The organism is Cellulomonas composti (genome assembly GCF_007990245.1).
GTDB lineage: Bacteria > Actinomycetota > Actinomycetes > Actinomycetales > Cellulomonadaceae > Cellulomonas > Cellulomonas composti.
Map to the genome: position 1 here is coordinate 46,908 of NZ_BJWG01000011.1, position 24,859 is coordinate 71,766.

Consider the following 24,859-nt stretch of genomic DNA (forward strand, 5'->3'; position numbering starts at 1 on the left):
CTCCCTGAGCAAGGTTCGACGAACTCGAGCCGTGGAGGGCCGGCTGGGGGGCTAGTCGGAGCCGAGCAGCTGGTCGAAGCTCGGGACGGCCTCGTAGAGGCCGACGGGCTTGGCCGGCTCGCGGTCGGCGACCGCCTCGGCCAGCTCGCGTGCGGCGCGCCGGATCCGCTCGGGCAGCGGGCGCACGTCGTCGCCCGCGCCGTCGGCCCAGTCGTCGGTCGCGGCGTACACGCCCGTGCCGACCACGTCCGCATGCAGGTACCCGAACAGCGGGCGCAGCGCGTACTCGAGGACGAGCGAGTGCCGCCCGGTCCCACCGGTCGCGCCGAGCAGCACCGGCATGCTCGCGAGCGCGTCCTTGTCGAGCACGTCGACGAACGACTTGAACAGCCCCGAGTACGACGCCGTGAACACGGGCGTCACGACGACGAGCCCGTCGGCGGCCGACACCTTCGCGAGCGCGTCGGCGAGCGGGCCCGACGCGAAGCCGGTGAGCGTCATGTTGACGACCTCGTGCGCGAGATCGCGCAGCTCGATCGTCGTGACCCGTGCGGTCACACCGCGCGCCGCGAGCTCCTCGACCGTCGCGGCGGCGATCCGGTCGGCGAGCAGGCGCGTCGAGGACGGCTGGCTCACGCCCGACGAGACGACGACCAGCGACCGCTCCTGCGACATGTTCCCTCCCGGGAGCCCGTTGATGCTCATCGTGCCACCGCGTCCGCTGCGTCGATGTCGTCCTCGGCCGTGCGGCCCGTCCAGTGGTCCGCTGCCGCGGGCTGCTGCACGTGCACGTCGCCCGCGGCGCGGGCCGCCGCGACGCGCTCGGCGTGCGTCGGCGGGTTCGCCGGCACGTGCGCGGGCCGACGAGCCTCCGCCTCGCGGCGCAGCACCGGCACGACCTCCTCGGCGAGCAGGTCGATCTGCTCGAGGACCGTCTTGAGCGGCAGCCCGGCGTGGTCCATGAGGAACAGTTGGCGCTGGTAGTGCCCGACCTGCTCCCAGAACGCGCCGTACCGGTCGATGACCTGCTGCGGAGAGCCGACGGTCAGCGGCGTCTCGCGCGTGAAGTCCTCCATCGACGGCCCGTGCCCGTAGACCGGCGCCTCGTCGAAGTACGGCCGGAACTCGTCCCAGGCCTTCTGCGACTCCTTGCGCATGAACACCTGACCGCCGAGCCCGACGATCGCCTGGTCGGCCGACCCGTGGCCGTGGTGCTCGAACCGCTGCCGGTAGAAGTTGACCATCTGCGCGGTGTGCTCCATGGGCCAGAAGATCGCGTTGTGCAGGAAGCCGTCGCCGTAGTACGCGGCCTGCTCGGCGATCTCCGGGGACCGGATCGAGCCGTGCCAGACGAACGGCGCGACGCCGTCGAGGGGGCGGGGCGTCGAGGTGAAGCCCTGCAGCGGCGTGCGGAACTTGCCGGACCAGTCGACGACGTCCTCGGTCCACAGCCGGCGCAGCAGCGCGTAGTTCTCGATCGCGAGCGGGATGCCCTGGCGGATGTCCTGCCCGAACCACGGGTAGACCGGACCGGTGTTGCCGCGACCCATCATGAGGTCCATCCGGCCGTCGGAGATCACCTGGAGCATCGCGTACTCCTCGGCCAGGCGGACCGGGTCGTTCGTCGTGATCAGCGTGGTGGCCGTCGAGAGCGTGATGTGCTTCGTGACGCCCGCGAGGTAGCCGAGCATCGTCGTCGGGGAGGACGGCACGAACGGCGGGTTGTGGTGCTCGCCCGTCGCGAACACGTCCAGCCCGGCCTCGTCCGCGTGCCGCGCGATCGTGAGCATCGCGCGGACGCGCTCGGTGTCGTCGGGGGTGTGTCCCGTGGTCGGGTCGGTCGTCACGTCACCGACGCTGAAGATCCCGAACTGCATGTCGATCGCCTCGCTAGCCGGACTACAGGTCAACTACATGCGTTTGCATGTACTGACCGCTGCAACGGACGGGCGCGAGGGGCTATTCCCCCGTGACGCGTGAGACGTGCGTCACGGCTCCAGCGGGACGGGTGCGTCGACGGGGGCGTCGACGGGTGCGTCGACCGGTGCGGAGAAGTCCTCGTCCGTCGTGATGCTCACGGATGTGTGGTCGGTGCCGGTGAACTCCGCGGCGGCCACACCGACGTGCGGCGCGGCGAGCGCGATCGCCGCCAGCAGCACCGCGAACGCCAGGCGGACGAGCGAGCCCCGGTCGGCGGACCAGAAGCCGGGCGCGCCGTCAGTCGAGGAAGAACGCATCGACGTGCCTCTCGTCCCGGGTCGGCGTGGTCTGCCGACGGCGTTGTCGCGCATCGCGCAGCGCGAGCAGCTCGAGCGTACCGAGCGCGGCCAGCGGAGGGACGAGCATGACGGCGCGTCCCTGTGCCGATCCGGTCCACTGCAGCACCCAGCCCCAGCCCGGGTGCGCGCTCAGGACGATGCCACGAACGCGTGTGTACGGCGTCGCGTTGTCGTCCTGGACGTTGTTGGCGTCGCCCTTGGTGACGATGTACCGATCCGTGGTCGGCTCGCCCGTCGCCTCGTCGAGCACGGGCTTCGACTGGCCCGTCTTGGGGTCGGTCGCCATCTTCGGCAGCGTGACGAGCTCGATGATCCGGTGCGTCACGAGGCGCTGCGAACCCGTCGGCCAGAACGCGACGATCTGGCCGACCTTGAGCTCCGACGGGTCGCTGACCTTGCGCATCACGACCGCGTCACCGGCGTCGAACGTCGGTGCCATCGAACCCGACGTCACGATCATGAGCCGCTGGCCCTGGGCCTGGAACCACAGCGGCACGGCGATCGACGTCGCGTACGCGAGCACGCCGACCACGACGATCGTCCACAGCACGACGGACAGCGCGCGCCGCCACGCCGGCTTGCGCGCGACCGTGGCAACCGGGGCCTTGCCGCCGCGGCGATCCGCGCGGGCGGACGCCGCGGCTGCGGACGCCGTCGTCATTACGGGTTGGACTCGCCGGGGTCAGTGGGGTCGAAGTCCACCTGGCGAGCCTTGAAGATGAGGTCGAGCGACGTCGACGAGTCCTGGAACGCGTCGTCAGCGGCCGAGTTGAAGTCCACCCGAACGCACAGGTCCTCGGCCGTCTGGGCGACGAGCTCGCGGTTGCCCGGCGCCGCGTCGATGGTCGCGTCGCCGACGATGTTCGTCTCCGAGGTCGAGATGCCCCACGCGTTGCCGGCGGGCGAGATGCGGTTGGGCGATCCGGTCTCGGTGTTCGCAAGCGTGCAGTCGGCGGCCGCGATGTCGTAGATCCGCATGCGGAGCATGGTCGACAGGTTCGCCGGGTCGGCATTGGTCGCCTGCGCGACGATCCCGTACTGGTAGAGCAGCGACCCGTCGTTCGAGACGTGGACGGGCTTCACGATCGACGCGCCCGGGAGCATGTTGTCCACCGGCACGCTGAAGTTCACGTCGTCGATGCCGAGGTCGATGCTGCCGGTCGTGATCGCCGAGGTCGACGTCTCGTCGTCGGAGAAGATGGCGCTCGTCGTGAGCGTCGAGATACCGAGCGCGGACAGCGACACGATGGCGATCGTCGCCCACAGCCGACGACGACGGGGCCGGTCGCCCTGAGCCGGCGCAGGATTGATCATCTCCTGGAGCAGGTCATCCATCATGGCGGGCACTCCTGTGCTGGGTGGTGAGCCGGTGGACTGGTCCGGCTCTACGGACATCGGCGTCCGAACGGCGTCCTTGAGCAGTCTGCACGACTTTCACCCCTCTTGAGCGCACGATCTGTCCCAGTGTCACCCGGGCGTGGCGGACGGGGCAGGGGTCTTGGTCCCACGCTTCGAGCGCCGGGGCGCCCGCGCCCGCGGCAGGACCACCGCCGCAGGCTCGACCGCGGCCGAGTAGAGGAAGCCCTGCGCGCGGTCGACGCCGAGCCCCCGCAGGACGGCCGCAGTCGCGGCGTCCTCGACTCCCTCGGCGACGACACCGAGCCCGAACGAGTGCGCGAGGTCGACCATCGCCTGCACGACGACGACCGAGCTCTCCCGGCCGCCGTCCGCGATGTCGGCGACGAACAGCCGGTCGATCTTGAGCTCGTCCACCGGCAGGTCGCGCAGCTGCGAGATCGACGTGGTGCCGATGCCGAAGTCGTCGATCGACACCTGCACGCCCAGCTCGGCGAGGTCGTGCAGCACCGGTACGACGCGTGACGGGTCCGCCACCAGGGCCGTCTCGGTGATCTCCACCTGGAGCAGCTCGGCCGGGAGCGTGTGCAGCGCGAGCAGGTCACGGATCACCGTGACGACCGCCGTGCTCGTCACGTCGTGCGCCGAGAGGTTCACGGCCACGGGCAGGGGTTGCGTGGTCGTCGACCACTGCGCGAGCTGCTCGACGACCGCGGTGAGCGCGAACCGCGTGAGCTCGTGGATGAGGCCGGACTGCTCGGCGAGCGGGATGAACACGTTCGGCATCAGCAGACCACGGTTCGGGTGCTCCCAGCGCATCAGCGCCTCGTGACCGACCGTCCGGCCCGTCGCGAGGTCGATCTTGGGCTGGTAGTGCATGACGAGCTGCGCCGCTCCGTCGAGGTCCGGGGCCAGCGCCCGGTGCAGGTCGCCCAGGAGCATGAGCCGGGCCGGCGAGGAGTGGTCCTCCTCCGCGTCGTACACGGCGACGCCGGTGCGGTGGTGCTTGGCGGTGTACATCGCGACGTCGGCGGTGCGCATCAGGCTCGACGAGTCGGAGGCGTGATCGGGCAGGCAGGCGACCCCGATCGACGTCTCGACGTGGATCGACATCTCGCCGAGCTGGAACGGCGGGATGAACAGCTGGCGGACACGCCGGGCGAGCCGCTCCGCGTTGGCGACCGAGCGCACGTCCGGCAGCAGGATCGCGAACTCGTCACCGCCGAGCCGCGCGACCACGTCCTCGTCCCGCAACGCGCCGCGCAGCCGGTCGGCGACCTGCTCGAGCAGCTCGTCGCCGTGGTCGTGGCCCAGCGAGTCGTTGATGTCCTTGAACCGGTCGATGTCGAGCAGCACGAGCCCGAGCCGCCCGCCGGTCCGTTGCGCCTCCTCGACCGTCCGGCGCATCCGCTCCGCGAGCAGGCGCCGGTTCGGCAGACCCGTGAGCGAGTCGAGCAGCGCGAGCCGGGCGTTCTCGAGCGCGGTGGTCTGCAGGCGCTTGCTCGTCGTGAGCACGGTCCGGAACAGCAGGACCCACAGCGCGACGAGGCCGAGCGCCACGACGATCGCGACCGTGCGGACCGCGTTGTGCAGCGCCTGCGCGGCGTCCGTGTGGTCGAGCATGATCTCGGCGGCGCCGATCACGTCCTGCGGCCCGGCGTCGAGGGCTGCGCTCTCCTCGGGGGTCATCTCGCGCCCGGCGTCGGCCACTCGGACCGGCACGTACACGTCGAGCACCTGACGCGCGGTGGCGCCCTCGTCGGCCGTGGTCTGGGTGCCGTACGCGACGTCGACGATGACCCGTGCGTCCGGCTGCCCGCTGGACATGACCGCGTTGAAGCGCTCGGTGTCGGGGAAGCCGGAGCTGGCCGAGGTCGAGCTGTACATCAAGGAGCCGTTGGCGCTCCACAGCCGCATCTCGACGATGCGTTCGCCGAAACCGGCGGTGGACCGCTCGACCGCGGCGGCCTCCGCTGCCGAGAGCAGGCCCTGCGAGAACGCGTCGGCCGGGAGCGGCAGGACGGCGTAGCCCATCGCGGTGCTCGCGGTCGCGGTGCCGTCGCGGATCGCCTGCTGCTCCATGACGCGGGACGTCACGAGCACGAGCGCCACCCCGAGCGCCGCCATGGCGAGGATGCTGACCACGGCGAAGTACCGGGTCAGTGACCATCGCCTACGAGTGGCGGCAGACGGCACCGTTGACCTCCTCGGACGCCGGCCGTCGGTCGGCGTTACCGCGAGGGTAGGCGCAGATAGCCACAAACGGCGAGATCGGACCGGGACCGGGAGTGTGTCGGAGCGCCGCGGTGTTGCAGTCAGCGTGGTCACGAGCGATGGTCACAGCGGTGGCACACAGCGGCGGTTCCGGCGGGGTGGACCGGCCGTGCGAGGCGAGGGAGTGCGAGATGGCGTACGACGTCACGAAGTCCGACGAGCAGTGGTCGCTGGAGCTGGAGCCGCGCGAGTTCGCGGTCCTGCGCCGCGCCGGTACGGAGCGGCCGTGGACGGGTGAGCTGCTCGACGAGCACCGCGAGGGCGTCTACCGGTGCCGGGCGTGCAGCGCCGAGCTGTTCCGCTCGGACGCGAAGTTCGACTCCCACTGCGGCTGGCCGAGCTTCTTCACGCCGCTCGCCGCCGGATCCGTCGAGCTCGTCGAGGACCGCACGCTCGGGATGGTGCGTACCGAGGTGCGCTGCGCGCGCTGCGGTTCGCACCTGGGGCACGTGTTCGACGACGCGCCGCAGACCCCTACCGGCGACCGCTACTGCATGAACTCGGTGAGCCTGACGTTCGAGCCGGTGGCACCGACCGCGTGACGGCGGGGCGACGTCCCGACGACGAACCGGCGACGAACCGGCGACGAACCGGTGACGTTCGGGTGACACCCGGACGGAGGACACGCGGACCGGTTCCTGGGATGCACTGAAGCCGATGCCCTCCGGTGCCGATAATGGCAGTGTGGACCAGCTCCTGACCGTGCGGCGATGGCGACGCTATGGCGCCGACCGTCTCTTCGTCACGCAGGAGACCGGCGCGCGAGTCGGCTCGGTCGACCTGCAGTCGGGCGAGGTCGTCGTCGACGACCCGGAGCTCGAGGACCGGCTGCGGGAGGCCGCGCAGGAGTACCTGCGCAAGGACGTCACCGAGCTCGTGCTCCCGATGCCCCGGCAGCCGTTCGACGAGCCCATGCAGACGGCGATGGAGGCGTGGCTGGGACCGCGCGAGCCCGACGACGAGCGCACGCAGCGCGGCGCGAGCCTGCGCAAGCGGCTCGAGCGTCTGTACGCCGAGGGTTGGCACGTCGTCCACGACGTGCCGCTGGGCCGTCAGGGCTCGGTGCTCGAGCACCTGCTGATCGGGCCGGGCGGGATCTACACCGTCGCGGAACGCCGCCATCCCGGTTCGCTGGTGCGCGTGCACGGGCGCAACCTCACGGTCGACGGGGCCGCCACGGGCTACCTGCACGCCGCTCGCATGGAGGCGCAGCGGGTGCAGGGTCTGCTGCTCGCGGCAGGCTGCGCCGAGGTGCGGGTCCGGTCGATCCTCGTCGTGCAGGCGGAGCTCGAGACCGACGGGGTCCCGGACCCGGACGGCACGCTCGTCGTGACGCGGACGCTGCTCCCGGCGGCCGTGCGGGCGATGCCCGCGGCGCTGGAACCGGATCGGATCGCCGCGCTCGCGAACGTCGCGCGTCAGCGCGTCACCTGGGCCCGCTGACCGCTCCCGGACCCGTTCTCGACGGTCTGCGTGGGTGCTGGCACCCTGCCTCGGGCGTGTGATCCGCTCGATTCACCCGTTCGGCGCAGATTCGGAGCCCAGAGGCGTGTCCAGAGCGTCCGCGCTCGGTCAAGATGTGCCCGTGGCAGACGACGAACTCTCTCAGCTCGAACGCGAGCTGGGCCTCTTCCTGCGCCGGGCGCACGCCTCGGCGTCGGCGATGTCGCGGCGGGTGCACCCCGACCTCGACGCGTCGGCGTACGAGCTGCTCGCCCTGATCTCGCGCACGCCGGGGGTGCGCGCGAGCGACCTCGCCGCCTACATCGGCGTCGGCCGCGGCACGATGTCCCGCCAGCTCGCCCGGCTCACCGGGCTCGGCCTGGTCGAGCGAGTGGCCGACCCGGACGACTTCCGCGGGCAGCTGCTGTCGCTGTCGGACGGCGGCCGGGCGGCCTTCGAGTCGGCGCTGCGGGCGCGCCGTGACTTCCTCGCTCGCGCGCTCGAGGACTGGGGCCCGGACCAGATCGCGGTGCTCACCGAGCAGCTCGGGCGCCTGAACCGCGACCTCGCCGCCGTCTGGTCGACGTCGGACGAGGCCGCGGCCGGCGCCTGAGGGTCACGCCTTCGCGGCGACGACCTCGAGGTCCTCGAGCTGGTCGATCTCGTCGAGCGACTCCTGGGCGAGCAGCTCCTGGACGCCGGAGCGCGTGCCGAGCGGCACCTCGCGCAGGAACAGCACCGCGATCAGCGCGACGAGCGCGACGGGCGTCGCGACGAGGAACAGGTGCGCGATCGCGTCGCCGAAGGCCTGCTCGACGACCGTCCGCACGTTCGCCGGGAGCGTCGCGACATCCGGGAGCGAGCCCGAGCTGCCACCCAGCAGGCTGGGGTCGATGCCGATCTTGGCGAGGCCGCTCATGATGAGGTCTGCCGACCGGCTGGACAGGATCGCCCCGAGGACCGAGACACCGATCGCGCCGCCGAGCGTGCGGAAGAACGCGACCGTCGAGGTGCCGGAGCCGACCTCGGAGACGTCGAGCGTGTTCTGCACGGCGAGCACCAGGTTCTGCATGAGCATGCCGACGCCGATGCCGAGGATCGCCATGTAGAGGCTGACCAGCGCGAAGTTGGTGTTGTAGTGGATCGTGCCCATCAGGGCGAGGCCCACGGTGAGCGTCGTCGCGCCGGCGATCATGAACCGCTTGTAGTGACCCGTGCGCGTGATGATCTGGCCGCTGACGGCCGAGGCCACGAGCACGCCCAGGATCATGGGGATCGTCATGAGGCCCGACTGCGTCGGCGACTTGCCGCGCGCGAGCTGCATGTACTGGCCGAGGAAGACCGACGTGCCGAACATCGCGATGCCGACGGCGATGCTGGCCACGACGGAGAGCACGAGCGTGCGGTTGCGGAACAGGTGCAGCGGGATCATCGGCTCGGCCGCGCGCGACTCGACCCAGATCGCGAGCCCGAGCGCGAGCACCGCAGCGCCGACCATCGCGGCGGTCTGCCACGACGCCCACTCGAACGACGAGCCGGCGAACGTGATCCACAGGAGCAGCAGCGCGATGCCGACCGAGATCAGGAGGGCGCCGAGGTAGTCGATCCTCACGACGCGACGGCGCCGCGCCGGCAGGTGCAGCGTGCGCTGGAGCACGGCGATCGCGGCGATCGCGAACGGCAGCCCGACGAAGAAGCACGCACGCCAGGTCAGTGGCGAGTCGGTGATGACACCACCCAGGAGCGGGCCGCCGACCATGCTCACGCCCATCACGGCGCCCATGAGGCCCATGTACCGGCCACGCTCGCGCGGGCTGATGATGTCCGCGATGAGGATCGCGCCGAGCGCCGTGAGACCGCCCGCGCCCAGACCCTGCAGCGCACGCATGCCGATGAGCATCTCGGTGCTGTGCGACAGGCCCGCGAGCGCCGAGGACACGACCGTGATACCCAGCGCGACCTGGATGAGCACCTTGCGGTTGACGAGGTCGGCGAGCTTGCCCCAGATCGGCGTGGAGATCGTCGTCGTGAGCAGCGTCGCGGTGACCACCCAGGTGAACGCGGACTGCGTCCCGCCCAGGTCGGTGATGATGCGCGGCAGGGACGACGAGACCACGCTCGTCGCGAGCAGCGACACGAACATGCCCAGGAGGATCCCGGACAGCGCCTCGAGCACCTGACGGTGCGTCATGCCGGGAGGCTCGGCGTCGAGTCCGGTGCCGCGCTCCAGCGGCGCCGTGATGGACGGTTCGGTCATGGATCTCTCACTTCTCAGGGTGGTGGACCCGACGCCGTCGGCGGGTGATGGTGGGGCAGGTCAGGTGGGGAAGGTCAGGTGGGTGGGTCAGGCGGGCGGCGGCGCGTCGAGCGCGTCGAGCGCGGTGCTGAGCCGGTCGATGGCGCGGACGGTGTCGCGTACCTCGTCGGGCGTCCAGTCGGCGACCACGCGGTCCGTGTGACGTATGAGCGCCCGCTCGACCGCCGCGGCGCGGGCGCGACCCGAGTCGGTGAGGCGCAGCGTGCGGACGCGGCGGTCGTCGGCGTCGACCGTGCGCTCGACGAGACCGGCGTCGACGAGCAGGCTCACCTGACGGCTCGCGACGGAGGTGTCGACCCGCAGCGCGCTCGCGATGTCGCCGACGTGACGGGGCTCGCGGTTGAGCAGCCGGACGACCGTGGCGGCCGAGCGCGTGCACTCGGTGTCCCGGGCGACGAACCCGGCGCTCTCCCGGAGACGACGCTGGAACCCCTCGACCGCGTGCAGGAGCTCTGCCGCCGGAGTGTCCGTCATCGTCGCGCCCCTCAAATTGATTGCCAGATGCAACCATACTCCCGGATGCGTGCAGCATGCAAGTAACTGCCGCAAACGCCGCCGTCAGGCGGACGTGCGGTGCCGGCGCTCCACGTGGATCCCCTCCATCTGCTCGAGCGAGAGGCCCTTCGTCTCGGGGATCTTGAACAGCACGAACCAGAACGAGAGGAACGCGAACGCGGTGTAGATCAGGTACGGGATCGCGGCGCCGAACGCGTCCAGCAGCCAGGGGAACGACTGGGAGACCGCGAAGTTCGCGATCCACTGCGCCGCGGCGGCGACGCCGAGCGCGGCGGCCCGGATCCGGTTCGGGAACATCTCGCCGAGCAGCACCCACACCAGCGGTCCCCACGTCGCCCCGAAGAACACGACGAACGCGTTCGCGGCGATCAGCGCGGTCGTGCCCCAGCCGCCGGGGAGCTGGGTGAGGACCTCGCCCGGGTCGGCGGGGTCCGCGATCTCGTAGGACTGGGTGAAGGCCACGGCCATCAGACCCAGCGAGACGGTCATGCCGACCGAGCCGACGAGCAGCATCGGCCGGCGTCCCAGCCGGTCCACCAGGGCGATCGCGACGAAGGTCACCGCGACGTTCGTCACCGACGTGATCGTCGAGACCGTGAAGGCGTCGTCCTTCTCGAAGCCGACGGCCTGCCAGAGCGTCGTCGAGTAGTAGAAGATCACGTTGATGCCGACGAACTGCTGCAGGATCGAGAGCAGGATGCCGATCCAGACGATCGGCAGCAGCCCGAGGCAGGGCCCCCGCAGGCTCGAGTGCGCGGCGTTGTGCTCGTCCTGCGCGATGCTGTTCTCGACCGCGCTCGCGGCGCCCTGCGGATCCGCGTCGACGGTCGCCAGGACCGCGAGCGCCTCGTCGTGGCGGCCGCGGCTCAGCAGGTACCGGGGCGACTCCGGGATCGTCAACGCGATCCATCCGTAGACCGCCGCCGGCACGGCGCCGACGAAGAACATCCACTGCCATGCGGCCGCGCCCCAGAAGAGCTCGGCGGACGGGTCGCCGGCCACGCTCTGCAGGATCTGGTCGGAGAGCAGCGCTGTGAAGATGCCGAGCGTGATCGCGAGCTGCTGCAGCGAGCCGAGCCGGCCGCGCAGCGCCGACGGCGAGATCTCGGCGATGTAGGCGGGTGCCATGACCGAGGCGATGCCGATGCCGATGCCGGACAGGATGCGCCACAGGATCAGGTCCGCGGTCGTGACCGCGAGCCCCGTCATGATCGAGGACACCAGGAACATCACGGCGCCGAGGAACATGGTGCGCGTGCGGCCCCAGCGGTCCGCGAGCCGCCCCGCGAGCCACGCGCCGAGGGCCGAGCCGAGCAGGGCGACCGCGACGACGAAGCCGGACAGGGCCGAGCTGAGGCCGAACTCGTCCTTGATCGCCTCGTTGGCGCCGTTGATGACCGAGCTGTCGAAGCCGAACAGGAACCCTCCGACGGCCGCCGCCACCGCCAGGACGGTCGCCCGGCGGCGGTACGGGCTCGCGCCGTCGGCCGCCGGTGCGGTCGCTGCCTCGTCGGCTCCTGTCGGTCCCGGCACGCCACGCCCCTTCGGATGGTTGCCCGGGCCGGCCCCGGGACGCGTTCTACTCTGGCGCGCAGGGGACGGTCCCGCACGCCGACGGGCGTCGCCGGTGGTGGTGCGATCAGGAGGAGGTCCGATGACCGACACACCCGGACGGCCTCGACCGCGCCGGCCCGCCCTGATCGACCCCGCGGCGGCCGACGAGCTGCCCGGCGACCTGGACCCCGCCGTGCGCCGCGACGTCGCGCACACGACCGCCGCCGCGCTGGTGCACCAGGGCCGGGCGACGGCGGACCCCGACGTCGTGGCCCGCCTCGTCGCCCTCGTCGAGACCGAGGGGCTCGACGTCGTGGCGGCCATGTGGGCCGACAGTCCGGCCGGCTCGCTGCCCGGCGCGCTGTGGCGGCTGTACGTGCTGCGCGAGTGGGTGCGCCGCGACCCGGCGACCGTCGCGGACCGCTACCGACTCGGGGTGGCCGCCGTGCCGGTGCACGACGTCGTCGCGGGCGTCGCGGACGCGCCCGGACCTGCGGACGTGCGGGCTGTGGCCGATGCCGTGCTCTCGGGGGTCTACACCGGGGAGCTCGACGCCGCGCTCGAGCGCGCGGGTGCCTTCTGCCGCGTCCTCGCGGCCGGGGCCGCCGTGGATGCCGACCATCTCGACGAGGTCGACCCGGCGGGGGCGACGCGCCAGACCCGCGGCGCGGCGTCGCTGCTGCGTACCGCGGAGGAGCTCGAGCACGCCGCGACGCTGTGGCGGGCCGGGCGGCTCGAGTGAGTCAGCGCCGCGCCGGGAGGGTCAAAAGAGGCGGCCGATCCAGGTGAGCGCAGGGTTCAGGACGAGGTAGCACACCGCCGCGACGGCGGCCGCGGCCGGGATCGTCAGCACCCATGCGGTCGCGATGTTCCGCGCGACGCCCCAGCGCACCGCGGACAGGCGCTTGGTCGCGCCGACGCCCATGATCGCGGACGTCACGGTGTGGGTCGTCGAGACGGGTGCGTGCAGCAGGTAGGCGTTCGCGTAGAGCACGGTCGCCGAGACGGACTCCGCGATGAAGCCGCGCGCCGGGTCCACCTCGATGATCTTGCGGCCGAGCGTGCGCATGATGCGCCACCCGCCCGAGTAGGTGCCGGCGGAGATGGCCGCCGCGGCGGCGAACTTGACCCACAGCGGGATGCCCTCGTCCGGGTCCGCCCAGCCGACCGTCAGCAGCGCCAGGAAGATGACGCCCATCGTCTTCTGCGCGTCCTGCAGGCCGTGGCCGAGCGCCATCGCGGAGGCCGAGACGGTCTGCGCGAGGCGGAACCGGCGCATCGTCGGGGCGGGCGCTGCGTTCCGGATCAGCCAGAGCAGGCCGACCATGATCGCGAACGCGAGCGCGAAGCCGATCAGCGGCGAGAAGATCATCGGCAGCACGACCTTCTCGTACACCGACGACCAGAACACGGTCATGCTCGCGGCGATGCCGGCGCCCACGAGGCCGCCGATGAGGGCGTGCGTGGACGACGACGGCAGGCCGCGCCACCACGTGATGAGGTTCCACCCGATGGCGCCGAGCAGCGCGCACACGATCACCGTCAGACCGTGCGCGTTCTCCGAGTCCTGCAGGTCGATGATCGACGTCGCGATGGTCTCCGCGACCGCGGTGCCTAGCATCGCGCCGACGAAGTTCATGATCGCGGCCATGATGAGCGCGATGCGCGGCGTCAGGGCGCGCGTGGACACCGACGTCGCGATGGCGTTCGCGGCGTCGTGGAACCCGTTGGTGTAGTCGAAGCCGAGCGCGAGCGCGACGACGACGATGACGAGGAAGACCTCCACGAGCGGTCAGGACTCCTTGAGCGCGATCGTCTCGACGGTGTTGGCCACCTTCTCGAACGCGTCGGCGGCGTCCTCGAGCTTCTCGACGATCTCCTTGAGCTTCATCAGCAGGATCGGGTCGGCGATCTCGTCGAACATCTGCGCGAGCAGCTTGCGGTGCGACTTGTCGGCCTGGTTCTCGAGGCGGTTGACCTCGACCCAGTACTCCGAGAGCGATTCCATCGAGCGCAGCCGCGGCATGGCGTCGGCCGTGAGTTCGGCCGCGCGCTGCAGCACCTGCACCTGGTCCGCGACCCGGGCCGGGAGCTGACCCACCTTGTAGAGCACGATGAGCTCCGCGGCCTCGTCCATGTAGTCCATGCAGTCGTCGAGGTTGGAGGCCAGGTTGTAGATGTCGTCGCGGTCGAACGGCGTGACGAACGTCTGGTTCAGCCGACGCATGATCGAGTGCGTCGCATCGTCGGCGAGGTGCTCGGCCTCGGCGATCTTCTTGCCGATCTCCTTGCGCTGGGCGGCGTCCGCGCCGAGCATCTGCCCGAGCAGGTTGGCCCCCGTGACGAGGTGCAGTGCCGAAGCGGCGAAGAGGTCGAAGAACGTGGTGTCGCGCGGTGTCAGGCGCAGGCGCACGGGGGACTCCGGGGAGGGGGAGGAAGGACGGGATCAGGCTAGGTCACCGGGGCGGATTCTCGAAACGGCGGGTGTCCGGGAGGTGTCCTCATGGTGGCACCTGCGTCTGGGTGCGCGCTGGGACTTCGAGGACTCGCGGCTGGGAATGTGCGGGTAGCGGTCGTCGAGCGCCGGGGAGGTGACGCCGGACCGGGAGCGCCTCTCGGCGCGTGGCCGCTCGAAGCGGCTGATGATGGAGCCCGGGGCTACCGCGGTCCGGCGTCGTGGGTCATCGTACGCGGCGTCACGCCGGGACGGGCGGACGGTGCATCTCCGCCGCCACGACGCGCGGCCCCTTGGCGGTCTGGACGACGTGCGCGACGAGCAGCTCGGCCGGGCGCAGGAACGGGTCCTGCTGGGGCAGCGAGTCGGCGACCTGGCGTCTGGTGTGCTGCGCGAGGACGTCGACGACGGTCGGCAGCACCGGTCGGTGCGTGCACACCAGCGAGTCGCCCGGCCACTGCAGCAGGTCGAGCACGGTCGCCGCGACCCGCGCGGGCGACGCGTCGTTGCCCGACTCGGACAGGTGCGGCACGAGCTCGAGCGGCACCTGGGCGGCGGACGCGTACGGCGCGGCGGTGTCGACGCACCGCAGCCACGGGCTCGAGACCACCCGGCCGACGCCGAACGCCGAGACGATGGGCACGAGCTCCTCGGCCTGCTTCGCGCCGGTGGGCGTCAGCGGGCGGTCGCTCTCGCCGCCCTTCCAGGTGCTGCGTCGTCGGGCACTGCCGTGCCGGGCGACGACGACCGCGCGGCTGTCGAGGCGGTCCTTGGCGTGCGCCGCGACGAGCTCGACGAGCGGCGCGCGGTCGGCCGCGCGGGTGAGGCGGGCCGCGGCGGCGTCCACGTCGAACCAGCGCACCTGGTCGATCTCGTCGCGCGAGGCCCGCGGGACGGGCGGCCTGGCGCGCAGCGCGGCACCGTCGACGCGGCCCGAGACCTGCGCGGCCCAGTAGTGCACGCGCTTGAGCCGACCGTCGGACAGCGGGTACTCGAGCGGGGCCAGCGGGACGCCGAGGACCACGTCGTCGCCGGTCTCCTCGGCGACCTCGCGCCACGCGGCCGTGACGACGGACTCGCCCGGGTCGACCTTGCCCTTGGGCCAGGACCAGTCGCGATAGCGCGGCCGGTGGACGAGCGCGACCTGCAGGCGGCCCGTGCGCACGCGCCAGACGACCGCGCCGGCCGCCTCGACGACGGTCGGGGGTGCCGTTGTGCTCACCGCGTCGACCCCGGCCGACGGCGCTGCCGGTGGATCAGCTCGGCCTGCAGGTCACGCAGGGGGCCGTCGACGCCGCGGGCGTGACGCGTCCACTCGCCGTCCGGCTCCAGGTGCCAGCTCGAGGTGTTCTCGTCCATCGACTCGTCGACGAGCTCGATCAGCTCCGCGACCTGGTCGGGGTCGGCGACGCGGACCAGCGCCTCCACACGACGGTCGAGGTTGCGGTGCATGAGGTCGGCCGAGCCGATGAACACCTCCGGCCCCTCGAACCCGTCGTCGGGCGAGGGGTCCGCGTGCGCGAAGGCGAAGATCCGCGAGTGCTCGAGGAAGCGCCCGAGGATCGAGCGCGCGCGGATGTTCTCGCTCAGACCCGGCACGCCCGGACGCAGCGCGCAGATGCCGCGCACGACGATGTCGATCTGCACACCGGCCTGGCTCGCGCGGTAGAGCGCGTCGATGGTCTCCTCGTCCACCATCGAGTTGAGCTTGAGCTTGATCCAGGCGGGGCGCCCGGCCCGGGCGGACACGGCCTCACGGTCGATCCGTTCGACGAGCCCGGTGCGCACGGACCGCGGAGCGACGAGCAGGCGGTTGAACCGGCTCTTGGGCGCGTACCCCGAGAGCTGGTTGAACAGCCGGGTGAGGTCCTGACCCACCTCGGGGTCGCTCGTGAGCAGCCCGACGTCGGTGTACAGGCGCGCCGTCTTCGGGTGGTAGTTGCCGGTCCCGACGTGGCTGTAGCGCCGCAGGCCGTCGGCCTCCTGGCGCACGACGAGGCTCAGCTTGCAGTGCGTCTTGAGCCCGACGATGCCGTACACGACGTGCACGCCCGCCTGCTCGAGCTTGCGTGCCCAGGAGATGTTGTTCTGCTCGTCGAACCGGGCCTTGATCTCGACGAGCGCGAGCACCTGCTTACCCGCCTGGGCGGCGTCGATCAGCGCGTCGACGATCGGCGAGTCGCCGGAGGTCCGGTAGAGCGTCTGCTTGATCGCGAGCACGTGCGGATCGGCCGCGGCCTGCTCGAGGAACGTCTGCACGCTCGTCGAGAACGAGTCGTACGGGTGGTGCAGCAGGATGTCGCGCTCGCGAATCTTGGCGAACACGTCCGTCGGCGTCGCGCTCTCCACCTCGGCGAGCTGGCGGTGCGTCGTAGGGACGAACCGGGGGAACTGCAGCTCGGCGCGGTCGAGGTCCGCGATGACGTTCAGGCCGGTGTGGTCGAGCGGCGCCGGCAGCGTGTGGACCTCGTCCTCGGCCATGCCGAGCTCGCGGATCAGCAGCGTGCGGATGCGGGGGCTGATGCCATCGGCCAGCTCGAGCCGCACCGGCGGGCCGAACTTGCGGCGCAGCAGCTCCTTCTCCATGGCCTTCAGAAGGTTCTCGGCGTCGTCCTCCTCGACCTCCACGTCCTCGTTGCGCGTGACGCGGAACGTGTGGTGCTCGACCACGTCCATCCCGGGGAACAGGTGGTTCAGGTGCTCGGAGATGACGTCCTCGACGGGCACGAAGCTCGTCGGGCCCTTCTCGACCGCCGCGGTCTGCTCGTCGGGAGCGCTCGGGCGCCCGCTCGCGTCGACCGCGATGAACCGGGGCAGCAGTGGCGGGACCTTGACGCGCGCGAAGTGCTCCTTGCCCGTCGTCGGGTTCAGCAGCACGACCGCGAGGTTGAGCGAGAGCCCCGAGATGTACGGGAACGGGTGCGCCGGGTCCACGGCGAGCGGCGTGAGCACGGGGAAGATCTGGCGGCGGAAGAACTTGCGCAGCCGGTCCTGCTCGGACTCGCCGAGGTCCTGCCAGCGCACCAGCGTGATGCCCTCCGCCGCCAGCGCCGGCTGCACCTGGTCGGCGAACACCCGGGCGTGCCGGTCCATCAGGGCGTGCGTGGACTCCGAGATGGCCTCGAGCACCTGGCGCGGCGAGCGGCCGGACGCCGCGGTGACCGCGATACCGGTCGCGATGCGACGCTTGAGCCCGGCCACGCGCACCATGAAGAACTCGTCGAGGTTCGAGGCGAAGATCGCCAGGAAGCGCACCCGTTCGAGCAGCGGGAGCTCGGGGTCCTCGGCGAGCTCGAGCACGCGCTGGTTGAACGCGAGCCACGACAGCTCGCGGTCCAGGAACCTGTCGTCGGGGAGCGGCTCGCGCTCGACCTGCGTGGTCGGTTCGCTGGCGATGTGCTCGGCGATCTCGGCGGCGAGCTCGGCGTCGAGGGCGGGGGCATCCGTCATGGGGCCATGGTGGCACCGGCAGGTGAACCCTGCGTGTCCGGTCCGAACATCACGTCGACCGCACTTCGCTCGAACCCGACGGAGCGGTACGTCCGGATCGCGACCGTGTTCTCCGCACCCGTGTACAGCAGCGCGCTCGTCAGCCCGCGCTCGCGCAGGTGGGCGAGGCCGAGGTCGGTCAGCGCACCCCCGAGCCCGAGGCCCTGCGCGTCGGGATCGACGCCGACGACGTAGATCTCGCCGACCGGCGCCGGCCCGTGCTCACCCGCCGGGTGCACCTTCGTCCAGACCGATCCGAGCAGCTTGCCGTCACGCTCGGCGAGCAGGAATCCGGCGGGGTCGAACCACGGCTCGCTCTCCCGCGCGACGAGGTCCGCCTTGGAGATCCGCCCCTGCTCGGGGTGGTGCGCGAACGCGCGCGAGTTCACGCGCCGCCACGCCTCCTCGTCCTGCCCGGGGACGAACGTGCGCACGACGACGCCCGCAGGCAGCGGTCGCGGGGCCGGGGCGGGCACCGTCAGGTCGAGCCGCATCTGCCACAGCTCGCGCACGACGGCCATCGCCGTCGCCGCGGAGAACGTCCGCGCGTCGGGCAGGTCGCCGTGCGCCCACACGTGCAGTCGTCGTCCGGGTTCGAGGGCGGCCTCGGCGTGCGCCGCGGAGAGCAGCGCACGGCCCACGCCCACGCGCCGGTGGTCCGGGTCCACGACGAGCTCGGCGCGCGCGGTCGTCGTCGTGCCCACGTCCACCTGCGCATATCCGACGAGCCGGACGTCGCCACCGTCGTCGTCGGGTGCGTCGTCGGGTGCGTCGTCGTTCGCCCACCCGTCGTACGCGACGAGGTGCACGACGGGCGCCTCGGCCGACGTCAACCACAGCAAGGGTTGCTCGGACAAGGGGGCGACACCGTCGGACGACGCGGCGCGGGCAGCCAGGTCGCGGACGTCCCGTGCGGTGCGCGCATCCAGCGGACCTGGGCGCGCGACGACGGAGAACAGCTCCTTCGTCGGCTCGACCACCCGTCATCCCTACCACCAACGTGTGCGCCGGGTGTAGCCGTCACCCGTCCGGGGGACCCTGGTGCACACCATCCGGTCGCCACCCGAGGTCGGTTCGCGGACCGGTCCGTTGGTGTGGTCGTGGCGGGCATCCGGGTGGCGGGCGCCGCCGGGCATGGCCCGAAGCCGCGCACGCCGGGTACCGTGGGCGGGTCATGGATGCCGTCCCGGACCCGCCGCTCGTGGCTGAGCGGACCCCGGATGCGGGCCTGGTGCCACCTCCGCCGGCGTTCGCGCCGGCCCCCACGCGGCGTTCGTTGCGGCGGGCTCGCGAACGCGAGCGCCCGGCCGTCCCCGGCACCGCGGTCGACGTCGACGTGCTGGTGATCGGCGCGGGACAGGCGGGCCTGTCCGCCGCGTACCACCTGCGCAAGGCCGGTTTCGTGCCCGTCGGCGCGGCCGGCTGGGACACCGCGGAGCGCACGTTCGTCGTGCTCGACGCCTCGCCCGGACCCGGCGGCGCCTGGCAGGAGCGCTGGCCCGGCATGACCATGGCGGACGCGCATGCGGTGCACGAGCTGCCGGGGATGCCGCTCGTCGTCGTCGACCCGGCCGAGCCGGCCCGTGCGGCGGTCCCGTACTACTTCGCGCAGTACGAGGACGCGTACGGCCTGCACGTCCAGCGGCCGGTCGTGGTCAGCGCGGTGCGCGACGACGGCGCGGGGCGGCTGCTCGTCTCGTCGCACGTGGTCGACCGGCCCGACGAGGCCGTCTCGTGGCGCGCCCGCGGCCTGGTGAACGCGTCCGGGACGTGGCGCAAGCCGTTCTGGCCCGCGTACCCCGGCGTCGGCGTGTTCCGGGGCCGCCAGCTGCACGCCCGGGACTTCGTCTCGCCCGAGGCGCTCGCGGACGGGCACGTCGTGGTCGTCGGTGGCGGGACGTCGGCGGTGCAGCTCCTGCTCGCGGTCGCGGAGGTCACGACGACGACGTGGGTGACCCGGCGGCCGCCCGCGTGGCGCGACGAGCAGTTCACGCCCGAGCTCGGGCGCGCGGCTGTCGCGTTGGTCGACGAGCGCACGCGTGCCGGCCTGCCGCCCGGGTCCGTCGTGTCCGTGACCGGGCTGCCGCTGACGCCCGCGTACCGCGCCGGCATCGAGTCCGGCGTGCTGCGCGCCCGTCCGATGTTCAGCCGGCTGACGGCCGACGCCGCGGTGTGGGACGACGTCACGCCGCCGCCGGTGCCCGCGGCCGACGACGGACTGGACGGCCTCGGCGGCTGGGTCGCCGGGCCGGCCGAGGTCCCCGCGCGCACGATCCTGTGGTGCACGGGCTACCGCGCGTCGCTCGACCACCTCGCGCCGCTGCGGCTGCGCGGCCCCGGCGGCGGGATCGTCATGGCCGGTACGCAGGTCGCCGCGGACCCGCGGCTGCAGCTCGTCGGGTACGGCCCGAGCGCGTCGACGATCGGCGCGAACCGCGCCGGCCGCGAGGCCGTCCAGAACCTCGAGCGTATGCTCCCCTGACCCCGGCGCGGCTCGGCGCCTCGCGAGGCCGGCCACCCGGCACCGCGACGACCCGATCAGTCCTCGCGGTGGCGCTCGCCGAAGAGGGTGACGTCGATGACCTGTGCGGGCTCCTGCGCCGCCCGCGTCACCGCCTCGATCGTCGTGAGGTCGCCCAGGTACTCGGCCTCCCCCTCGCCGAGGACCGGCATCGAGATCGTCCCGTCGTCCGCGACCAGCCCCAGCAGCGCGCTGCCGCGGGAGGCGGTGCGAAGCGTCGGGTCCGGGGTGAAGGTGTTCGGCGGGTCCAGGACGGCCAGCACGTGCCGCCCGGCGAAGGCCTTCAGCATCGTCTCGGTGTCCGCACCGGCGCCGAACGTCACCGCGAGCCGCAGGACGTCGGGCGCCTCGCGGGACGGGTCGAAGTCGTTCTCGACCGCGACCGTCAGGACGACGGTGCGCCACGACGCGTCCGGTGAGCCGAAGTCGACCTCGACGGCCCGCGACCCGTTCTCCGTCTCCTCGTCTCGGTAGGCGGACCCCTCCTCGACGGCAGTCACGTGACCCTCGACGACCCCACCGAGAACAGACCGGGCCGGCGCGCCGTCGATCGAGAACGTCACGTTGGGCAGCGCGTCGCGCAGGCTCCTGTCGAACCACACTCCGTCCACCATCCCCCAGCGTGCGGCCAGGACCTGGATCGCGTACGCCAGCGCAGCGCCGTCGGTGGGCTGCGGGGTGGGCCGATCGGGTGTGGGGTCCACGGACGTCCCGACGGACTGCGGGGTCACGCCTCGCGTGAGGAACGCCCCGGCCGCTCCTGCCCCCGCGGCGACGACCACGACCACGACCGCGGCGGCGAGCAGGCGGACCGGGCGGCGTGGTGCGCGCTCCGGTACGAGCGGGTCGGGCCGCTCGATCGCGAACTCGGGGACGCCCTCGGCGAGCTCGCGGTCGACCTCGGCGCGCAGTGCCTTGCGCAGGTCTGCCTCGGTGAACATCAACGGACCTCCTCACGGTTCGACGGTGGCTGCGCCCACGTGTGCAACCTGCCCAGCGCCTGGTGCGCCGTGACGCGCACGGTGCTGCGGGAGATCCCGAGGGTCTCGGCGATCTCCCGGTCGCTCATGTCCTCGAGGTAGCGCAGCGCCAGGACGGCCCGCGCCCGGGGCGGCAGGTGCCGGAGCATCGCGACCGCGGCGTGCAGGGAGTCGAGCCCCGCGACCTCGTCGACCTGACTGGCCAGGTCTGCAGGGAGCTCGGTGGGAGGGGGCTCCTCGGCGCGTCCGTCCAGGTAGAGCCGTCCAGGTAGAGCCGCACCATCACGGTCCGGGCGTACGCCAGCGGACGACGGGCGTGGCCGAACGCCGGCTGGGTCAGCAGCCGCAGCAGCGTCGCCTGGACCAGGTCCTGGGCGTCGGTACGGTCGCGACAGATGCCCAGCGCGATCCGGTACAGCGCCGGGGCGTGCTGCGTCGCAAGGTCGGCGACGAGGTCGCCCTCGCCGGGTGTGCGCGACAAGACGAGCGCCCCTCCGATCGGCTCTACGACGTCCAGCATGGACAAGGAGACCGGTTCGGGCCGCCGATCTGTTTATCGCCGGTCGAAGCTGCTCGCCGTGCGGTCCTGCGCTCAGTCCTCCGAGGTCGTCGCGGGCGTGGCGAGGCCCTGCGCGATCAGGTCCATGACGGACGAGTCCGCGAGGGTCGTCGCGTCGCCGACCTGGCGGTGCTCCGCGACGTCCCGCAGGAGGCGGCGCATGATCTTGCCGGACCGGGTCTTGGGCAGCTCCGCCACGACGAGGATCTGGCGCGGCTTCGCGATCGGGCCGATCTCCTTGGCGACGTGGTTGCGCAGCTCGGTCTGCACGTCGTCGGCGCTCCTGTCGCCCACGCCCGCGTCGCCGCGCAGGATCACGAACGCGACCACGGCCTGCCCCGTCGTCTCGTCGGACGCGCCGACGACCGCTGCCTCGGCGACCCACGGGTGCGAGACCAGGGCCGACTCGATCTCGGTGGTCGAGAGCCGGTGGCCCGAGACGTTCATGACGTCGTCCACGCGGCCGAGCAGCCAGATGTCGCCGTCGCCGTCCTTCTTGGCGCCGTCGCCCGCGAAGTACAGGCCGCGGAACCGCGACCAGTACGTGTCCTTGTACCGCTCCGGGTCGCCCCAGATGCCGCGGAGCATCGCCGGCCAGGGAGCCGTGAGCACGAGGTAGCCGCCCGCGCCGTCCGGCACGGCCTGCGCGTCGTCGTCGACGACCTCGGCCGCGATGCCCGGCAGCGCGACCTGCGCGGAGCCCGGCTTGGTGGCCGTGACCCCGGGCAGCGGGCTGATCATGATCGCGCCCGTCTCGGTCTGCCACCACGTGTCGACGATCGGCGCGCTGTCGCCACCGATCACGCGGCGGTACCACATCCACGCCTCGGGGTTGATGGGCTCGCCCACGCTGCCGAGCACGCGCAGGCTCGACAGGTCGAACTGCGCCGGGATGTCCTCGCCCCACTTCATGCAGGTCCGGATCGCGGTCGGCGCGGTGTAGAGGATCGTCACGCCGTACTTCTGCACGATCTCCCACCAGCGGCCCTTGTGCGGGGTGTCGGGCGTGCCCTCGTAGATGACCTGCGTCGCGCCGTTGATCAGCGGCCCGTAGACCACGTACGAGTGGCCCGTGATCCAGCCGATGTCCGCCGTGCACCAGTACACGTCGGTCTCCGGCTTGAGGTCGAAGACGTTGAGGTGCGTGTACGCCGACTGCGTGAGGTAGCCGCCCGTGGTGTGGAAGATGCCCTTCGGCTTCCCCGTGGTGCCCGACGTGTACAGGATGAACAGCGGGTGCTCGGCGTCGACCTCGACCGGCTCGTGCTCGTCGGACGCGGTGTCCACGACGTCCGACCACCACACGTCCCGGCCGTCGGTCCACGCGACGTCCTGGCCGGTGCGGCGCACGACGAGCACGTGCTGCACCGTCGTCTCGCCCTTGGCGAGCGCCTCGTCGACCGCGGGCTTGAGCGCCGACGGCGCGCCCCGGCGGAACCCGCCGTCGGCGGTCACGACGAGCTTGGCCTCCGCGTCGAGGATGCGGCTGTACAGCGCCTCGGCCGAGAACCCGCCGAAGACGACCGAGTGCGGCGCCCCGATACGCGCGCACGCGAGCATCGTGACGACGGCCTCCGGGATCAGCGGAAGGTAGATCGCGACGCGGTCGCCCGTGCCGACGCCCAGCGCGACGAGCGCGTTGGCGGCCCTGGCGACCTCGCGCTGCAGATCGGCGTACGTGATCGTGCGGGTGTCGCCCGCCTCACCCTCGAAGTGCAGCGCGACCCGGTCGCCGCGACCCGCCTCGACGTGCCGGTCGACCGCGTTGTACGCGGCGTTCAGCCGGCCGTCGGCGAACCACTTCGCGAACGGTGCGTCCGACCAGTCGAGCACCTGCGTGAACGGCGTGCTCCACGTGAGCAGCTCGCGGGCCTGGTCCGCCCAGAACGCCTCACGGTTCGCGTCGGCCCACGCGTACAGGTCGTGCTGGGCGTTGGCCTGTGCGCTGAACTCGGGGGACGGGGCGAAGCGGCGGTCCTCGGAGAGCAGGTTCTCCAGGCCGCCGGGGGTCGACTCGGTCACGCGGACCTCCTGTGCAGCGTCATTGATGCAGCGTTTCGGACGGGACCTAGGTCCCGTCCGAAACTCTAGTGCGAGCGATCAGCGATGACGCGCGCGGAACTCGCCGATGCGCACCCCGCGACGCCGTGCGGCCCCGGCGACGATGCCGCCGACGAGCATGAGCGTGCCGACCGTGACCAGCGTCCCCGACGTCCCGGCGACCGTCACCTGCGTGATCGTGAGCTTCCAGCCCGACGAGTCGAGGACCGCGAGCACCTGCTCGTGCGCGACTCCCGGCAGGACCAGGGCGAACCCGCCGACCAGCGTCAGCACCGCGCCGCCCGCGATCGGTGCGGCGGGTGTCCACAGCCCCAGCAGCGCGACCCACACGAGCGAGAGCAGCCCGACCCCGACGAGCACGACGCCCGCGACGTCCAGCGTGCCGTCCCACTGCGGCGCCTGCTCCGCGAGGATGCGTGCCTGCCCGAGCAGCAGGACCGCCGCGCCGATCGGCGCCAGCAGGATCCCGACGAGCGCGCCCAGCACGTGCGTGCCCTTCGACGTGCTCGTCGGGGCGTTCGGCTCGGGGAACAGCTCGGTCGTGGCCGCGGGTGCGGCCGCGGCGGGTGCCGCCCCGACACGTGCGGCGGTCATCGGTGCGGCGGCGATCGGTGCGGCGGCGATCGGCGGCAGCGTCGCGGTCGTCTCCGCGGAGGACGCTGCCGGTGGCGCGGCGACGATCGGCTGCTCGGCCGTGACCGTGGGCACCGGAGCCGGCGCGGGAGCCGGTGCGGGAGTCGGTGCAGGAGCCGGCGCGGGAGTCGGCGCTGCGGCGGCCGTCGATGCAGCGGCGGCTGCGGGAGCGCCGATCGGGGGTGCGTCGCGGTAGCTCGTGCGGATCAGCGGCGCAGCCGCATCCGTCTCGGGCGCCGGGGGCGGCGGCACGGGCGCGGGCCGGACCACCGCGTGCTTGCCGGTCTCCGCCGCGGGCTCGGGCGCGTCGACCGGCGCACTGGGCGACGCGGGTTCCGCGGTGGCCGGGTCGGTGGCGTCCGTCGGACGTCCGGTCGCGCTCCCGGCCGGGTCGGCGGTGCTCATCGGCTGCTCCTCGCGTT

General features: G+C 72.3%; 23 protein-coding genes and 1 pseudogene. 5 read left to right on the forward strand and 19 right to left on the reverse strand.

The window, feature by feature from the left end:
• Positions 1 to 51 precede the first annotated feature (51 nt).
• The 6 genes from CCO02nite_RS12015 to CCO02nite_RS12040 all read right to left on the reverse strand — a co-directional run bounded on the left by CCO02nite_RS12015 (position 52) and on the right by CCO02nite_RS12040 (position 5,762).
• Complete coding sequence (locus CCO02nite_RS12015) at positions 52 to 675, reverse strand: CE1759 family FMN reductase (RefSeq protein ID WP_146843466.1); 624 nt, start codon at positions 673 to 675, stop codon at positions 52 to 54.
• Positions 676 to 701: 26 nt separating this feature from the next.
• Positions 702 to 1,877, reverse strand: a complete 1,176-nt coding sequence (locus CCO02nite_RS12020; protein WP_146843388.1) for an LLM class flavin-dependent oxidoreductase — start codon at positions 1,875 to 1,877, stop codon at positions 702 to 704.
• Between the two features lie 111 nt (positions 1,878 to 1,988).
• Positions 1,989 to 2,237 (reverse strand): hypothetical protein, encoded by a 249-nt coding sequence (locus tag CCO02nite_RS12025; protein ID WP_146843389.1) that lies wholly within the window; start codon positions 2,235 to 2,237, stop codon positions 1,989 to 1,991.
• On the reverse strand, positions 2,218 to 2,940 hold the full coding sequence (locus CCO02nite_RS12030; protein WP_146843390.1) for a signal peptidase I: 723 nt from the start codon (positions 2,938 to 2,940) through the stop codon (positions 2,218 to 2,220). The genes CCO02nite_RS12025 and CCO02nite_RS12030 overlap by 20 nt, the downstream gene beginning before the upstream one ends.
• Positions 2,940 to 3,617, reverse strand: a complete 678-nt coding sequence (locus CCO02nite_RS12035) for a TasA family protein (RefSeq protein WP_186812689.1) — start codon at positions 3,615 to 3,617, stop codon at positions 2,940 to 2,942. The genes CCO02nite_RS12030 and CCO02nite_RS12035 overlap by 1 nt, the downstream gene beginning before the upstream one ends.
• A gap of 129 nt (positions 3,618 to 3,746) precedes the next feature.
• Positions 3,747 to 5,762, reverse strand: coding sequence for a putative bifunctional diguanylate cyclase/phosphodiesterase (locus tag CCO02nite_RS12040; protein ID WP_146843392.1), 2,016 nt, complete (start codon positions 5,760 to 5,762; stop codon positions 3,747 to 3,749).
• Between the two features lie 278 nt (positions 5,763 to 6,040).
• Here CCO02nite_RS12040 and msrB point away from each other — a divergent pair, with 278 nt between their 5' ends.
• The 3 genes from msrB to CCO02nite_RS12055 all read left to right on the forward strand — a co-directional run bounded on the left by msrB (position 6,041) and on the right by CCO02nite_RS12055 (position 7,965).
• A complete protein-coding gene (msrB, locus tag CCO02nite_RS12045) occupies positions 6,041 to 6,451 on the forward strand; it encodes a peptide-methionine (R)-S-oxide reductase MsrB (protein ID WP_146843393.1) in 411 nt (136 codons plus the stop codon).
• A 142-nt stretch (positions 6,452 to 6,593) separates the two neighbouring features.
• A complete protein-coding gene (locus CCO02nite_RS12050; protein WP_146843394.1) occupies positions 6,594 to 7,352 on the forward strand; it encodes a nuclease-related domain-containing protein in 759 nt (252 codons plus the stop codon).
• Between the two features lie 142 nt (positions 7,353 to 7,494).
• The gene (locus tag CCO02nite_RS12055; protein ID WP_246117523.1) at positions 7,495 to 7,965 is read left to right on the forward strand and encodes a MarR family winged helix-turn-helix transcriptional regulator; all 471 of its coding nucleotides are present in this window, start codon (positions 7,495 to 7,497) and stop codon (positions 7,963 to 7,965) included.
• Between the two features lie 3 nt (positions 7,966 to 7,968).
• Here the strand turns inward: CCO02nite_RS12055 and CCO02nite_RS12060 are convergent, their stop codons facing one another.
• From CCO02nite_RS12060 to CCO02nite_RS12070, 3 genes are all read right to left on the reverse strand, one after another.
• Positions 7,969 to 9,609 carry an MDR family MFS transporter gene (locus tag CCO02nite_RS12060; RefSeq protein WP_146843395.1) on the reverse strand — a complete coding sequence of 547 codons (1,641 nt, stop codon included), beginning with the start codon at positions 9,607 to 9,609 and terminating at the stop codon, positions 7,969 to 7,971.
• An 87-nt stretch (positions 9,610 to 9,696) separates the two neighbouring features.
• Positions 9,697 to 10,143 (reverse strand): MarR family winged helix-turn-helix transcriptional regulator, encoded by a 447-nt coding sequence (locus tag CCO02nite_RS12065; RefSeq protein WP_146843396.1) that lies wholly within the window; start codon positions 10,141 to 10,143, stop codon positions 9,697 to 9,699.
• 84 nt (positions 10,144 to 10,227) lie between these two features.
• The gene (locus tag CCO02nite_RS12070; protein ID WP_146843397.1) at positions 10,228 to 11,718 is read right to left on the reverse strand and encodes a sugar porter family MFS transporter; all 1,491 of its coding nucleotides are present in this window, start codon (positions 11,716 to 11,718) and stop codon (positions 10,228 to 10,230) included.
• Between the two features lie 121 nt (positions 11,719 to 11,839).
• On the opposite strand from CCO02nite_RS12070, the gene CCO02nite_RS12075 reads away from it, so the two are divergent.
• Positions 11,840 to 12,481, forward strand: coding sequence for a hypothetical protein (locus tag CCO02nite_RS12075; RefSeq protein ID WP_246117524.1), 642 nt, complete (start codon positions 11,840 to 11,842; stop codon positions 12,479 to 12,481).
• Positions 12,482 to 12,502: 21 nt separating this feature from the next.
• Here the strand turns inward: CCO02nite_RS12075 and CCO02nite_RS12080 are convergent, their stop codons facing one another.
• The 5 genes from CCO02nite_RS12080 to mshD all read right to left on the reverse strand — a co-directional run bounded on the left by CCO02nite_RS12080 (position 12,503) and on the right by mshD (position 18,663).
• Entirely contained in the window at positions 12,503 to 13,525 is a 1,023-nt protein-coding gene (locus CCO02nite_RS12080) for an inorganic phosphate transporter (protein ID WP_146843398.1), read from the reverse strand.
• A gap of 6 nt (positions 13,526 to 13,531) precedes the next feature.
• Positions 13,532 to 14,152, reverse strand: coding sequence for a DUF47 domain-containing protein (locus tag CCO02nite_RS12085; protein ID WP_146843399.1), 621 nt, complete (start codon positions 14,150 to 14,152; stop codon positions 13,532 to 13,534).
• A gap of 283 nt (positions 14,153 to 14,435) precedes the next feature.
• Positions 14,436 to 15,416: an NUDIX hydrolase gene (locus CCO02nite_RS12090; RefSeq protein WP_146843400.1), complete on the reverse strand. Its 981-nt coding sequence runs from the start codon at positions 15,414 to 15,416 to the stop codon at positions 14,436 to 14,438.
• Positions 15,413 to 17,644, reverse strand: a complete 2,232-nt coding sequence (locus CCO02nite_RS12095; protein ID WP_146843401.1) for an RNA degradosome polyphosphate kinase — start codon at positions 17,642 to 17,644, stop codon at positions 15,413 to 15,415. Before CCO02nite_RS12095 ends, CCO02nite_RS12090 begins: the two co-directional genes overlap by 4 nt.
• Complete coding sequence (mshD, locus tag CCO02nite_RS12100; protein ID WP_146843402.1) at positions 17,641 to 18,663, reverse strand: mycothiol synthase; 1,023 nt, start codon at positions 18,661 to 18,663, stop codon at positions 17,641 to 17,643. Before mshD ends, CCO02nite_RS12095 begins: the two co-directional genes overlap by 4 nt.
• Positions 18,664 to 18,857: 194 nt before the next feature.
• Between mshD and CCO02nite_RS12105 the strand changes: the two genes are divergently transcribed.
• A complete protein-coding gene (locus CCO02nite_RS12105) occupies positions 18,858 to 20,165 on the forward strand; it encodes an NAD(P)-binding domain-containing protein (RefSeq protein ID WP_146843403.1) in 1,308 nt (435 codons plus the stop codon).
• Between the two features lie 56 nt (positions 20,166 to 20,221).
• Here the strand turns inward: CCO02nite_RS12105 and CCO02nite_RS12110 are convergent, their stop codons facing one another.
• From CCO02nite_RS12110 to CCO02nite_RS12130, 5 genes and pseudogenes are all read right to left on the reverse strand, one after another.
• Complete coding sequence (locus CCO02nite_RS12110) at positions 20,222 to 21,145, reverse strand: hypothetical protein (RefSeq protein ID WP_146843404.1); 924 nt, start codon at positions 21,143 to 21,145, stop codon at positions 20,222 to 20,224.
• Positions 21,145 to 21,438: an RNA polymerase sigma factor gene (locus CCO02nite_RS16360; protein WP_371862516.1), complete on the reverse strand. Its 294-nt coding sequence runs from the start codon at positions 21,436 to 21,438 to the stop codon at positions 21,145 to 21,147. Before CCO02nite_RS16360 ends, CCO02nite_RS12110 begins: the two co-directional genes overlap by 1 nt.
• Positions 21,439 to 21,458: 20 nt before the next feature.
• A pseudogene (locus CCO02nite_RS16365) lies at positions 21,459 to 21,704 on the reverse strand (RNA polymerase sigma factor); the annotation flags it as partial.
• Between the two features lie 72 nt (positions 21,705 to 21,776).
• Positions 21,777 to 23,765, reverse strand: coding sequence for an acetate--CoA ligase (gene acs / locus CCO02nite_RS12125; RefSeq protein ID WP_146843407.1), 1,989 nt, complete (start codon positions 23,763 to 23,765; stop codon positions 21,777 to 21,779).
• 78 nt (positions 23,766 to 23,843) lie between these two features.
• Positions 23,844 to 24,842, reverse strand: coding sequence for a hypothetical protein (locus CCO02nite_RS12130; RefSeq protein ID WP_146843408.1), 999 nt, complete (start codon positions 24,840 to 24,842; stop codon positions 23,844 to 23,846).
• Positions 24,843 to 24,859: the final 17 nt, after the last annotated feature.

What these genes read in the sequence shown, in the direction of transcription:
- msrB (WP_146843393.1), top strand. Translation starts at nt 6,041, where the DNA reads ATGGCGTACGACGTCACGAAGTCCGACGAGCAGTGGTCGCTGGAGCTG.
- CCO02nite_RS12105 (WP_146843403.1), top strand. Translation starts at nt 18,858, where the DNA reads ATGGATGCCGTCCCGGACCCGCCGCTCGTGGCTGAGCGGACCCCGGAT.
- CCO02nite_RS12130 (WP_146843408.1), bottom strand. Translation starts at nt 24,842, where the DNA reads ATGAGCACCGCCGACCCGGCCGGGAGCGCGACCGGACGTCCGACGGAC.
- CCO02nite_RS12110 (WP_146843404.1), bottom strand. Translation starts at nt 21,145, where the DNA reads ATGTTCACCGAGGCAGACCTGCGCAAGGCACTGCGCGCCGAGGTCGAC.
- CCO02nite_RS12075 (WP_246117524.1), top strand. Translation starts at nt 11,840, where the DNA reads ATGACCGACACACCCGGACGGCCTCGACCGCGCCGGCCCGCCCTGATC.
- CCO02nite_RS12095 (WP_146843401.1), bottom strand. Translation starts at nt 17,644, where the DNA reads ATGACGGATGCCCCCGCCCTCGACGCCGAGCTCGCCGCCGAGATCGCC.
- CCO02nite_RS12040 (WP_146843392.1), bottom strand. Translation starts at nt 5,762, where the DNA reads ATGGCGGCGCTCGGGGTGGCGCTCGTGCTCGTGACGTCCCGCGTCATG.
- CCO02nite_RS12015 (WP_146843466.1), bottom strand. Translation starts at nt 675, where the DNA reads ATGTCGCAGGAGCGGTCGCTGGTCGTCGTCTCGTCGGGCGTGAGCCAG.
- CCO02nite_RS12020 (WP_146843388.1), bottom strand. Translation starts at nt 1,877, where the DNA reads ATGCAGTTCGGGATCTTCAGCGTCGGTGACGTGACGACCGACCCGACC.
- CCO02nite_RS12060 (WP_146843395.1), bottom strand. Translation starts at nt 9,609, where the DNA reads ATGACCGAACCGTCCATCACGGCGCCGCTGGAGCGCGGCACCGGACTC.
- CCO02nite_RS12025 (WP_146843389.1), bottom strand. Translation starts at nt 2,237, where the DNA reads ATGCGTTCTTCCTCGACTGACGGCGCGCCCGGCTTCTGGTCCGCCGAC.
- CCO02nite_RS12035 (WP_186812689.1), bottom strand. Translation starts at nt 3,617, where the DNA reads ATGATGGATGACCTGCTCCAGGAGATGATCAATCCTGCGCCGGCTCAG.
- CCO02nite_RS12030 (WP_146843390.1), bottom strand. Translation starts at nt 2,940, where the DNA reads ATGACGACGGCGTCCGCAGCCGCGGCGTCCGCCCGCGCGGATCGCCGC.
- CCO02nite_RS12065 (WP_146843396.1), bottom strand. Translation starts at nt 10,143, where the DNA reads ATGACGGACACTCCGGCGGCAGAGCTCCTGCACGCGGTCGAGGGGTTC.